10 protein-coding genes and 3 tRNA genes are annotated in these 10,614 nt (G+C 69.3%); 9 read left to right on the top strand and 4 right to left on the bottom strand.

All coding sequences use genetic code 11. The annotated features are described in order from the left end of the window. Positions 1-1,183: 1,183 nt before the first annotated feature. Positions 1,184-2,047: an acyl-CoA thioesterase II gene (locus E6G06_16385; protein TML88355.1), complete on the bottom strand. Its 864-nt coding sequence runs from the start codon at positions 2,045-2,047 to the stop codon at positions 1,184-1,186. A 2-nt stretch (positions 2,048-2,049) separates the two neighbouring features. On the opposite strand from E6G06_16385, the gene E6G06_16380 reads away from it, so the two are divergent. From E6G06_16380 to E6G06_16370, 3 genes are all read left to right on the top strand, one after another. After that, entirely contained in the window at positions 2,050-2,487 is a 438-nt protein-coding gene (locus tag E6G06_16380; protein TML88354.1) for an ester cyclase, read from the top strand. A gap of 98 nt (positions 2,488-2,585) precedes the next feature. After that, entirely contained in the window at positions 2,586-3,677 is a 1,092-nt protein-coding gene (locus E6G06_16375; protein ID TML88356.1) for an amidohydrolase, read from the top strand. A 29-nt stretch (positions 3,678-3,706) separates the two neighbouring features. Then, positions 3,707-4,558, top strand: coding sequence for an alpha/beta hydrolase (locus tag E6G06_16370; GenBank protein ID TML88353.1), 852 nt, complete (start codon positions 3,707-3,709; stop codon positions 4,556-4,558). On the opposite strand, the gene larC is transcribed toward E6G06_16370, so the two are convergent. Both larC and larB read right to left on the bottom strand, forming a co-directional pair. Next, positions 4,555-5,751 (bottom strand): nickel pincer cofactor biosynthesis protein LarC, encoded by a 1,197-nt coding sequence (gene larC, locus E6G06_16365; GenBank protein ID TML88352.1) that lies wholly within the window; start codon positions 5,749-5,751, stop codon positions 4,555-4,557. The genes E6G06_16370 and larC overlap by 4 nt on opposite strands. Next, positions 5,748-6,485, bottom strand: coding sequence for a nickel pincer cofactor biosynthesis protein LarB (larB, locus tag E6G06_16360; protein ID TML88351.1), 738 nt, complete (start codon positions 6,483-6,485; stop codon positions 5,748-5,750). The genes larC and larB overlap by 4 nt, the downstream gene beginning before the upstream one ends. 24 nt (positions 6,486-6,509) lie before the next feature. On the opposite strand from larB, the gene pheA reads away from it, so the two are divergent. The 5 genes from pheA to E6G06_16335 all read left to right on the top strand — a co-directional run bounded on the left by pheA (position 6,510) and on the right by E6G06_16335 (position 9,069). Further along, complete coding sequence (gene pheA, locus E6G06_16355; GenBank protein TML88350.1) at positions 6,510-7,433, top strand: prephenate dehydratase; 924 nt, start codon at positions 6,510-6,512, stop codon at positions 7,431-7,433. Positions 7,434-7,444: 11 nt separating this feature from the next. Further along, a tRNA-Ser gene (locus E6G06_16350) sits at positions 7,445-7,530 on the top strand. A 22-nt stretch (positions 7,531-7,552) separates the two neighbouring features. Continuing rightward, positions 7,553-7,645 (top strand) — tRNA-Ser (locus tag E6G06_16345). Positions 7,646-7,729: 84 nt separating this feature from the next. Then, positions 7,730-7,806: transfer RNA gene (locus tag E6G06_16340), tRNA-Arg, on the top strand. Positions 7,807-7,932: 126 nt separating this feature from the next. Then, the gene (locus E6G06_16335; protein ID TML88349.1) at positions 7,933-9,069 is read left to right on the top strand and encodes a site-specific integrase; all 1,137 of its coding nucleotides are present in this window, start codon (positions 7,933-7,935) and stop codon (positions 9,067-9,069) included. Between the two features lie 61 nt (positions 9,070-9,130). Here E6G06_16335 and E6G06_16330 read toward each other — a convergent pair whose 3' ends face one another. Then, complete coding sequence (locus E6G06_16330) at positions 9,131-9,331, bottom strand: hypothetical protein (GenBank protein TML88348.1); 201 nt, start codon at positions 9,329-9,331, stop codon at positions 9,131-9,133. Between the two features lie 297 nt (positions 9,332-9,628). Here E6G06_16330 and E6G06_16325 point away from each other — a divergent pair, with 297 nt between their 5' ends. After that, positions 9,629-10,339 carry a hypothetical protein gene (locus E6G06_16325; protein ID TML88347.1) on the top strand — a complete coding sequence of 237 codons (711 nt, stop codon included), beginning with the start codon at positions 9,629-9,631 and terminating at the stop codon, positions 10,337-10,339. The last annotated feature ends 275 nt before the right edge of the window (positions 10,340-10,614 follow it).

Raw genomic sequence — 10,614 nt, 5'->3', positions numbered from 1 at the left:
CTGCCACTCGCCGTCAGTACTGAGCTCAGCCCAGTCAAACAGCACAAAGGGTCGGCCCGACGCTTCGGCCTTGTGTGTTGCTAAGCCGTGGGCCCAGCCGGGTTCCGGAGCACCTAATTCTGGCCAGTCCACCGGTAAGTTGCGAGCGTACGTTTGGCGCACCCACGCACCTACATCACCTTGATTCACGAGGCCTCGACGGAGGTGCAAGTGACGAAAGAACTTGACCTTCGAGTCAGCCGCAGCCGCGCGAGCTACCCAAGCGGAGATCGCGAGCGCGCGTTGGTGCAGAGTATGCGCTCCCGGGACCTGCGGGGGGCCCACTGCGTCGCCAGCGACGGCGCCGCGGGGGGCCTGTTGGTACATACCCCCGACCACGCGGAACAGGTCCGCGACCTCGTCGGTCTCCATGGTCTCCATTTCAAGCTCGCGCTCGTACCCGCGGCGGATCCCTACCTCTTCCCAGGCCGCGTCAGACACGGGCCGGCCCAGCGCAGATTCGACGCGCGCCCGCGGTGTCATCAACCGTGTGGGTTTAGCTACACGCTAAAGCTATACGATTCTATGAAGGCCGATGGACACGCACGGATCGGCCTCCGCGACGCCGGCCGGCTTGCCGCCTCGAGCGGTCGTCGCCGCCGTGCAGATTCTCGGATTGCTCGCGGCGCTGGCGGGAGTTGTGCTGATCGCTGCAGGCGATCCGGCGGGATTTGCCGGCGTCGTGCTCGTGCTGGGCTTCGTCACACGAACCGTTCGTGGAGGTCCGGCGCCACCGGGAGGTCCGAGTGCCTCGGCGAAGGCGCCCACTGATTGCTAACGGATTTGCTAACGGACTCCGAAGGACAGGACGGGAACGAGGCGGACGCGGACCCGCCCGAGCAGAGCGAATCGCCTGGTCAGCGCCCTGAAACCGGACTCGGCGAGACACGCCGATACGCCCGCAACAGGATTCAGGTTCCTGTGTCCGAAAGGATGTGGGGGTTCAAGTCCCCCCTCGCCCACCCTGTGCGATGTCGCGGGAGACCGTGGACAGGTGTTTCGGCCCGGGAGGTCGTCGAGCCACTGTGCCGCGCCGACCGCAACGGCCTTGTTGCGCACGATCGCAGGAACGTCGATCACGTCTCGCGCTCTGACATCGAAGCGACGCGCTGCTGTCGGCGCTCCCTTCGGGTGCGAAGGCGGCTCACGCGTACGGGCGGAGCAGCATCTCCTGCGCGACGGAGACCGCGAGGCGCCGGTCGAGGCCGCGCATCGTGCCGCGGAGCAGGCCCCGACCGCCTGCGTTCACGAGCGAGTGCACGTCGTAGAGCAACCACTCGTCGGCCCGCAGCGGACGGTGGAACCAGACGGCGTGGTCGATGCTCACCATGCCGCGGATGTCACCGTCGAGGTGCAACGGCCGGCCACCCGTGCCGGTCATGTCGGTGGCGAACGCCACGAGGGCGGCGTGCAGGTGTGGATCATCGGGCAGGGTGCCGTTCACGCGGAACCACGCGCGGCGCGTGGACCGGCGGGTGCCGTCGGGCTCGGGCGGTGTCGGCCCCACCTCGGCGACCGCCCAAGGGCCCGGCCCGGTCTCAACCGCGAGCTCGTCGGGGGATGGCGCGTCGCGGCCGAGGGCGAGCTCGTACTCGTAGCCGTCGGTGTCGACTGTGAACGAGCACGTCATGGTGAACACGGGCGCACCGTCCTGGGTGGCCTCGAGTCGACGGATGGCGACCGAGCGCCCGTCCCGCACCGGCATGATGCTGTAGGACACAGGGCGGCCGGCCACGACCGGTCGCAGGAAGTAGCCGTGCAACGAATGGATGCGCCTGCCCTCCGGCGCAGCGCGGGTCGCCGCGTGCACGGCCTGTCCCACGACGAACCCACCGAACAACCGCTCGCCGAACCAGTCCGGCGCCCCGCCCACCCAGCCGTCGCCTTCGGGGTGCACGGTGACGAACGAGATCGTCTCCGCGATGACCGCCTCGATGTCGTGTTCGGCGTCGGTCACCGGGGGAGCGTAGGTGGGCCGGGCCGGGTTCGGCGGCAGTATTCTGCGCACGCATGCCCACGGCCCCGACCGCCGAGCGTGATCGTCGAGAGGCCGTCGTGCGCGAGCACATGGCGTCCGAGAACCGCCACGAGTTCGACGTCACCATGGCCACGTTCTCCCGTCCCCGCTACGAGCTGATCGCCACCGGTCAGGTGCACGATGGCGAGGAGGAGGTCGCGGAGTACTTCCGCGCCTCCCGCGCGGCCTTTCCCGACCAACGCAATGAGGTGCACGCGGTTCACCACGCCGACGACGCGGTCATCGTCGAGTTCGACCTCCTCGGCACCCACGACGGGCCGCTCGGCGGCATCCCACCGACGGGGCAGGCGTTTCGCTGCCCCATGGTCGCGTTCTTCTTCTTCGAGCCCGACGGCGACGGCATCGTCTGTGAGCGGGTGTACTTCGACTCGGCGACGATCCTGCGCCAGCTGAAGGTCACCGCGCCGTGACGACCGTGGTCGACGACCTGTTCCTGCCGGAGCCCGAGCCGCGCGAGGTGCGCTACACGGTGATCTCGGTCGACGATCACCTGGTGGAGCCGGCCGACATGTTCGAAGGTCGCCTGCCCGCGCATCTGCAGGACCGGGCGCCGCGGATCGTCGAGACGTCGCGGGGCCACGAGGTGTGGGAGTTCGACGGCGACCGCTACACACAAGTCGGCATGAACGCCATCGCCGGGCGCCGCCCCGACTCGGTGAAGGTCGAGCCGTTCCGGTTCGACCAGATGCGTCGGGGCTGCTGGGACATCGAGGCGCGCATCCACGACATGGACATCAACGGCGTGTGGGCGTCGCTCAACTTCCCGTCGATGATCACCGGCTTCTGCGGCCGGGTCTACTCGCAGTGCTCCGATGCCGACCTCGGGCTGGCGGTCACGCGCGCGTGGAACGACTGGCTGTTCGAGGAGTGGTACTCGCCGCATCCCGAGCGGATCATCCCGATGGGCATCACCTGGTTGACCGACCCCGAGATCGGTGCGGAGGAGATCCGCCGCAACGCGGCGCGTGGCTTCCGATCCGTCACGCTGCCGGAGCGTCCGCACCGCATCGATCTGCCGTCGATCTTCACCGACTACTGGGAGCCGATCATTCGCGCGTGCGCGGAGACCGACACCGTGATAAGCCTGCACGTCGGGTCCTCCGGCATGTCCGACTTTCCCGAGGGCTGCCCTGCGATGCAGCTCGGCGCCACGCTCTTCGGCCAGCTCTCGCTCACCGCGTGCGCGGAGTGGCTGTGGTCGGGGTGGGCGGTGCGCTACCCCGAGCTCAAGATCGCCATGTCTGAGGGCGGCATCGGCTGGGTGGCGATGCTCCTCGACCGGCTCGACAACATCGTCGACCGGTCGCGCTACGGCCTGGGCTGGGACCTGCGCCCGGCCGAAGTCCTCAAGCGTAACTTCTGGTTCTGCACGATCGACGATCCCTCCACGATCGATACCCGCCATCGCATCGGTGTCGACCACGTGATGGCCGAGGTCGACTACCCGCACGGCGACGGCACCTGGCCCGACACCCAGCTCGTGATCGAGAAGTACTGGGGCCACATCCCGGCTGACGAGCTGCGCGCCCTGTGCTGCGAGAATGCGGCCCGGCTCTACCGGCATCCGCTTCCGGCGAACGTCCTGCCGGCGCTCGGTTGACGTTCGCGCGATCGCCGTAGTCTCCCCTGATGGCCGATCACATCGTTCGCCTGCCGGACGGCCGGCGTCTGGGGGTCGCCTCGCACGGCGATCCCGGCGGGAGGCCGATCTTCCTGAACCACGGCACCCCGGCGAGCCGCCTCGGCCACGAGTTCACCGACGCGCCGGCCCGGGCCAAGGGCATCCGCGTGCTGTGTCCCGACCGGCCCGGCATCGGGCGCTCGGATCCCGTACGCGGACGCACCCTGGCGGGCTGGGCCGACGACGTGGTTGCCCTGGCTGATGTCCTCGGCATCGACCGGTTCGCGGTGCTCGGCTATTCGTGCGGCGGCCCCTTCGCGCTCGCCGTTGCCGCGGGCGCGCCCGACCGCGTCACCGTCGCCGGGTTGATGGCGGGTGTGGGCCCGATCGACCGTCCGGGCGCGCGGCAGGGGTTGAGCAAGAGCGACCTGCAGTTGCTCGACCTGTCGCAGCGACGGCCGTGGGCGGCGCGGGCCCTGTTGCGCACCCTGCACCTCGGCGCTCGGGTCGCGCCGTCGGCTGCGCTGCGCAGCTTCAAGAAGGAGGTGAGTGCGGTGGACCAGCGCCTGCTCGACGAGCAGGGCCCGAGCGTCATGGCGTTCTTCGTCGAGGCGCTGCGCCAGGGTCCCCAGGGCGTGATCGACGACTACCTCCTGTGGGCCGGGCCGTGGGGATTCGAGCTCGAGCAGCTCCGCGCGCCGGTGCACGTGTGGCAGGGCGACGACGACTTGATGGTGCCGATGCACCACGCCGACGACATGGTCGCCCGGCTGCCGAACGCCACACTGCACCGCGTGCCCGGTGCGGGACACGTCTCGATCCAGCTGCAGATCGGCGAGATCCTCGACTCGCTCGTCTAACCCGCCTCGTCGGGGTCGGTCGTCCCGCGCTGTCGCTGGCGCCATGCCGCCTCGGCACGCGAGACGACCTCGCGCAACGGCAGGCCGGTGCGGCGCGCGGCGCGGGCCGCGTCGTCGTGCTCGACCTTCACCCGTCCCGCGCTGACCTTCACGCGCACCGGCAGCCCGGCCACCTCGACCTCGTGGGCCGATCGCGCCGCCGGCCAGCGCTCGATGGTCTGGCCGCGCACGCCCAATGAGCCCGTCTCGGCGACGAGCACCCTGCTCACCTGGTCGGCGAGCGCGACGTCCGCCAGCGCGCTCACCGTGTGGGCGGGGCGGCCCTTCTTCATGACGATCGGCGTGACCCACGCGTCATGGGCGCCCGCCTCGAGCAACGCGGCGACAGTGTGGGCGAGCGTCTCGCCGGTGGCGTCGTCCACGTTGGCCTCGAGCACGACGACGGGCTGCCCCGGCGACCGGTCGGCAACGGACGTGCCGAGCACCACCTGGGTCATGTTGGGAAGGTCGTCGAGGTCGCGCCCCCCGGCGCCGAACCCGGTGGCCTCGATGGTCATGGCCGGGAGCGGGCCGTAGCTGACCGCGTTGGCGGCCAGGAGGGCGGCTCCCGTCGGCGTCGTGAGCTCGTAGGCGATGTCGCGTCCGTACGTCGGCGCGCCCCGCAGCAACTCGACGACCGCAGGCGCGGGGTTGGGCAGCACGCCATGGGTGCTGCGCACCATCCCCGTGCCGGTGGCCACGGGGCTGGCGCACACCCGGTCGACGCCCAAGGTCTCGAGCGCGGCGCAGGTGCCGACGATGTCGACGATCGCGTCGAGCCCCCCGACCTCGTGGAAGTGCACCTGCTCGGGCGGGCGCCGGTGCAGGCGCCCCTCGGTGCGGGCGAGCGCGAGGAACGTCGCCTGGGCGCGGTCTCGCACACGATCGGGCAGGCGCGCTTCGTCGATGAGGCCGGTGATGTGCGCGTAGGTCCGCACCACCGCCGACTCCGCGGTGCTCACTTCGAGGCGCGTCGCCGCGATGCCACCGCGCAGCACCGGCTGTGCGTCGACCTTCCAGCCGCCGACCGGGATGCGTCGGAGCAGCGCGCACACCTCTTCGAGGTCGGCGCCCGCGTCGACGAGGGCGCCGAGCGCCATGTCGCCGGCGATGCCTGCGAAGCAGTGGAACCAGGCCGTCGTCCCCGTTGTCATCGAAGGGTGCGCGCGACCGCGCACGCGGCGCCGTAGCCGTTGTCGATGCCGACCACGGTGATGCCCGCCGCGCACGACGCGAGCATGGCCAACAGCGCGGTGACACCCTCGAGCGCGGCGCCGTAGCCGACACTGGTCGGCACCGCCACGATCGGCGCGGGCGTGAGCCCACCGACGAGCGTGGCGAGCGCCCCCTCCATGCCGGCGATGACCACGACCGCGTCGGCCGCCGCGAGCTCGTCCGCCGACACGAGCAGCCGGTGGACACCGGCCACGCCGACGTCGGTGAGTGGCTGGGGACGGAAGCCGAAGGCGATGAGGGTGGCGGTGCACTCGCGGGCGACCGGCAGGTCGGCGGTGCCCGCGGTGACGACCAGCACCCGGCTGGGCCGCTCGGCGGCGGGACGCCACACGAGCGTGGAGCCTTCTTTGATCGCGCCGGGGTTGAGGGCCTCGGCCGCCGCCGCCTGCGCGTCGTCGGCCCGAGTCAGGAGGACGGGACCTCCGCCGGCTTCCGCGAGCAGCTCGGCCACGATCTCGGCGCACTGCTCGGGCGTCTTCCCGGGGCCGTACACCGCCTCGGGCAGGCCGAGGCGCAGCGCGCGGTGATGATCGACGCGGGCATAGCCGAGGTCCGCGAAGGGCAATCGTCGGAGGCGGGTGACGGCGTCGTCGGGCGAGATTGATTCGGCTCGCACATCGTCGAGCAGCTGGCGCAGGGTGGGCTCGTCCATCGGCGTCACTATCCTTGCTCGCTCGTGACCCGGATCGCATTCCTCGGTCCGCCGGGCACCTTCACCGAGGAGGCCCTGCTCACCCAGCCCGACCTGGCGGGGGGCGAGCTCGCGCCGATGCGGTCGGTGCCCGACGCGCTCACTGCCGTCGATACGGGCGAGGCCGACCTCGCGCTCGTTCCGATCGAGAACTCCATCGAGGGGAGCGTCAACGTCACGCTCGACACGCTCACGTTCGAGCTGGATCTGCTCGTGCAGCGTGAGGTGGCCCTCGCCGTCGAGTTGAACCTGCTCACGCCGCCGGGCGTGGGTCTGGCCGATGTGCGGCGGGTGATGTCGATCCCGCACGCCACCGCGCAGTGCCGGAGCTTCCTGGCGCGTGAGCTCCCGGGGGTCGAGCTGGTCGCGTCGAACTCCACCGCCGAGGCGGCCCAGGAGGTGGGGACGACACGCCCACCCGACACCGCGGCGATCGGCACGCGGTTGGCGGCCAAGCTCTACGGGCTCGAGGTGCTGGCGCCCGACATCGTCGACCACTCCGACAACGAGACGCGCTTCGTGCTCGTGGCGCGCGACGGAGTGCCGGCCCCGACCGGTCACGACAAGACGAGCATCGTGTGCTTCCAGCACACCGACCGGCCGGGGAGTCTGCACACCATCCTCGGCCAGTTCTCGGCGCGCAACATCAACCTGACGAAGCTCGAGTCACGGCCCACCCGACGCGGGCTCGGCGACTACTGCTTCGTCATCGACCTCGAGGGCCACGTCGCGGACGAGGTCGTGGCGGACTGCCTGCGCGACCTGCACGCGCAGCTGGCCGACGTGAAGTTCCTCGGGTCGTATCCGGCCGCAGGTGAGCGGGGTGCCGTCATCCGACGCGAGGCGGACCAGGCGTGGAAGGCCGCGGACACCTGGATTGCATCCCTGCGTCGACAGGTGCGCAGCTAGCCTCGACGCTCGGAGGGATGGCAGAGCGGCCGAATGCGAGGCTCTTGAAAAGCCTTGGGCGCAAGCCCCGTGGGTTCAAATCCCACTCCCTCCGCCCTGTGCGACACTGGCGCGCACCTGGAGAGGTGACCGAGTGGCCGAAGGTGATCGCCTGCTAAGCGATTAGGGGTCGTTGAGATTCCTCGAGGGTTCAAATCCCTCCCTCTCCGCCACACACTCCGCTGCTTCTACGACATGAATCTCCCGCGGGTGACGGCGGGCGGCCGCCGGTAGACTCGCACCCCGCACCACGAGCGGCGCTCGTAGCTCAATGGATCAGAGCATCTGACTACGGATCAGAAGGTTGGGGGTTCGAATCCCTCCGAGCGCGCAAAGGACCGCTGGTCACACAAGGTGTGACTGAACCAGTTCTAGTCCGCGCAGGGGATTTGCTAATCCCTGCTAATCCGAGGATCGCTCATCCGGCTCCCGCGGCGCGCTTACAGCGCCGGGAGGAGCGATGCGAGGGAGCGTCTTCAAGCGAGGGCGGACGTGGACCTACGTTCTGGCAGTCGGCCGCGAACATGTCACCGGGAAGAAGCGCCAGCGGTGGGTCGGCGGCTTCAAGACCAAGGCCGATGCCGAGCTCGCCCTGACCCGCGCCCTTGCGGCGCACGACGGCGGTGTCACCGCTGGCACTACGACCCTCAACGTCGCGCAGTTCCTCGACGAATGGCTCGAGGCCGTGCGCCCGTCACTCAAGGCTACGACGGCCAAGAGCTACGTCGAGATGATGCAGGGGTACGTGGTCCCGCGGATCGGCGACGTGCGTCTGACGCGCCTGAATCCCGGCCACCTCCGCCGGTTGTACGGCGACTTGCTTGTGTCGGGTCGCCAGCGTGCGAGCGGAGGACTCTCGACGCGCACGGTCGCGTACACGCACCGGGTGCTGTCACACGCTCTGTCAGACGCGGTCCGGTGGGGGATGTTGACAGCGAACCCTGCCGAGAAGGTCGACCCCCCGCGTGTGGTGACACCGGAGATGCGTGTCTGGACGGTTGAGGAGGCGCGCCGATTCCTCGCGCTCGTCGAAGACGACCGTCTGTACGCGATGTGGGTGGTCGTTCTGGCCATCGGCCTCCGTCGCGGCGAGGTCGCCGGCCTGCGGTGGGACGACGTCGACCTCGAGCGGCGTGAGGCGGCGATCCGCCGGACACGCGTGGTGGTCGGGTGGCAGGTCCACGTCTCTGAGCCAAAGACGCGCAGCAGCCGGCGTACCGTCAGCCTCGATCCCACGACCGTCGCTGTCCTTCGTGCCCACCGCGCTCGTCAGCTCGAGGAGCGCCCCGCGTGGGGGCCCGGCTGGCGGGACTCGGGCTACGTGTTCTGTTCGGAGGACGGCCAACCCGTTCATCCGCAGCGGATCACGAAGACCTTCGACCACATCGTGGCCGTGCAGGGACTTCCGAGAATTCGACTACACGATCTTCGACACACGTCGGCGACGCTCGCACTGTTGGCGGGCGTGCATCCGAAGGTCGTGTCCGAGCGCATGGGCCACGCCAACGTCGGCGTCACGCTCGACACGTACTCACACGTCGTGAAGGGCATGCAGGAGGAGGCTGCTATGAAGGTCGCCGCGCTCCTCTTCGGCTGACGCACAACCGGGGCCTGCACTTACAGCCCCTCTGTCAACTCGCTCCATTGACGTTGAGCTGTCAATCGCGCCGGCCGTCGAACCGTTCGCACGCGGCTTGACGCGAGATGCCAAAGGCCGCGCCGACCTCCGCCCACGTCGCCCCGCGCTCCCGTGCGAGCAGCACGAGCTCGAGCGTGAGCCGACGCGCCGCCTGAGCCACCTCCCGGCCGCTACTGCGGCGTCGAGGTGACTCGAGCTGGTCGGGTTGGATCCGGGGCACAGCGGCGCTCCTGGGAGGGCACAGTGCGAGAGGAGCGCTCGAGCTGGTGGGCGCCGAACCTCGATCAGCCTTGCACGGCGACGCGCTTATCTCCGACGTCCAGCAGCGCCTTCGCCGAGGAGCATCCATCCAGCCAACCCCAACATCATCAACTCAACGAATCCAACCACCAACCCAACAACCACCAACCCGGCAATCAACCAACCACCAACCCAAAACAACAACCAAACGAACACCACCAACACCCCAACCACTCAACAACCAACCCAATGATCGACACAGACTTGCACCGTCCGGATGCGGAAGCGGACGAAGCCAACAACGGTGAGAGCGGTGGCTGACCGTCGTCGGTTTGAGGCTCAGGCGCGCCGTCTGTTCGACGAGGCCCGCCGCTCCGCTGACCCTGATCACGCCGTCGAGCGGACCTTGGCTCACCATGAGCACCGCGCCGCGTCGGCGGAGCTACGGCGACAGAGTGAGGAGGACCTCCTTGCCGAACTTGTCAGCAAGCTCGAGCGGTACGCCGAGGCCGAGCGCGCCGCCGGCCGAGCGTCTGCGGCGGCTGATCAGCTCCGACGACAAGCCCGCCAGGAGGAGCTTCGCGTGGCTCGCAACGCTCGTCGCCGCGAGGAGTATCGACGGCGGGCGGAAGGTACAGATACCTATCGACATCCTCCGAGTAAGGCCGTCCGCGTCGAAGTCGATCCGGCGGCGTGGCAGGCACTCAAGATCGAGGCTGTGAAGAGCCGTGCCTCGATGCAGCGCCTCCTCGGCCTCCTCGTCATCGCAGATCTGGCATCTGGAGACTGTCACTCGTCAGGTCGCGACCGCGATGAGCCGCGATGGAGCCGGACGGGTCAAGGCCGGCGAGCCCGGCAGTACGCCCAGATCGAGGTGGACGATGAGACCTGGGAGGTGCTGCGGGTCGATGCCGCCGAGCGGCGACTGACGATCGCACGCCGAGTTGGCATCGCTGTCGAGCGCTGGGTGAGCGATCGCGTGAGTTGACCCTTCGAGCATGTTTCGGACCCATTGGTGCACGAACGGCGTTGCCGAACACGACGTCGGGCTAACAAATCGAAGGTCGCAGGTTCAAATTGATCGACCTCGCGCGTACTGCCCCCGCCACCATCGAACATGCAGGTCAGACCACAGCCGAGCCAGCGGCGAGCTTGCCGAGCACCTGGGTGTGCGCGTGCAGCGTGTCGCAGGTCGCGTGCCCGCCTCATCGGCAGCTCAGGCCATCTCGACGACACCGGCGTCACCTACGGAACCGGGTCGGG

Source organism: Actinomycetota bacterium, assembly GCA_005888325.1.
Lineage (GTDB): Bacteria > Actinomycetota > Acidimicrobiia > Acidimicrobiales > AC-14 > AC-14.
This window is presented reverse-complemented; position numbering and strand designations above follow the sequence as displayed.

Coding starts and splice junctions, on each gene's coding strand:
- E6G06_16380 (TML88354.1), top strand. CDS start 2,050: ATGCCCACGGCCCCGACCGCCGAGCGTGATCGTCGAGAGGCCGTCGTG.
- E6G06_16375 (TML88356.1), top strand. CDS start 2,586: ATGTTCGAAGGTCGCCTGCCCGCGCATCTGCAGGACCGGGCGCCGCGG.
- E6G06_16370 (TML88353.1), top strand. CDS start 3,707: ATGGCCGATCACATCGTTCGCCTGCCGGACGGCCGGCGTCTGGGGGTC.
- larC (TML88352.1), bottom strand. CDS start 5,751: ATGACAACGGGGACGACGGCCTGGTTCCACTGCTTCGCAGGCATCGCC.
- larB (TML88351.1), bottom strand. CDS start 6,485: ATGGACGAGCCCACCCTGCGCCAGCTGCTCGACGATGTGCGAGCCGAA.
- E6G06_16335 (TML88349.1), top strand. CDS start 7,933: ATGCGAGGGAGCGTCTTCAAGCGAGGGCGGACGTGGACCTACGTTCTG.
- E6G06_16325 (TML88347.1), top strand. CDS start 9,629: ATGCGGAAGCGGACGAAGCCAACAACGGTGAGAGCGGTGGCTGACCGT.